This is a genomic window from Streptococcus pseudopneumoniae (assembly GCF_001072315.1).
GTDB lineage: Bacteria > Bacillota > Bacilli > Lactobacillales > Streptococcaceae > Streptococcus > Streptococcus pseudopneumoniae_R.
This window is the reverse complement of sequence record NZ_JVLI01000037.1, coordinates 1-450: the sequence shown is the minus strand read 5'-3', so window position 1 is coordinate 450 and position 450 is coordinate 1. Positions and strand designations below refer to the sequence as shown.

1 pseudogene is annotated in these 450 nt (G+C 34.9%); it reads left to right on the top strand.

The features are described from left to right. The first annotated feature begins 50 nt into the window (after positions 1-50). Positions 51-438 (top strand): annotated as a pseudogene (tnpA, locus tag ADH54_RS01710) (IS200/IS605 family transposase). Positions 439-450: the final 12 nt, after the last annotated feature.

Here is a 450-nt window from a genome sequence, read left to right as displayed (position 1 = left end):
GCGATACAATAAAGGTGTTCAAGCCAATTGTAAAGCGAAAGGAGAAAAATATGGCACAAAAGGTACATAGTTTATCACACACAAAGTGGATGTGTTCTATCACATTGTGTTTACCTCTAAGTATAGACGAAAAGTCATTTATAATCAATATCGAAGCAGTTTGGGAGAAATATTTCACCGATTATATAGTTATAAAGGAGTTGAAATTATCAAGGGTCACTTAATGCCAGACCATGTACATATGTTGGTGAGTATTCCACCAAGGATAAGTGTCTCGAGTTTCATGGGTTATTTAAAAGGAAAAGTGCACTCATGATGTTTGATAAACACGCCAATCTCAAGTATAAGTTTGGGAATCGGCATTTCTGGGCAGAAGGTTATTATGTGAGTACAGTAGGGCTTAATAAAGCCACAATTAAGAAAGATATTCAAGATTAAAGAAATTATCCA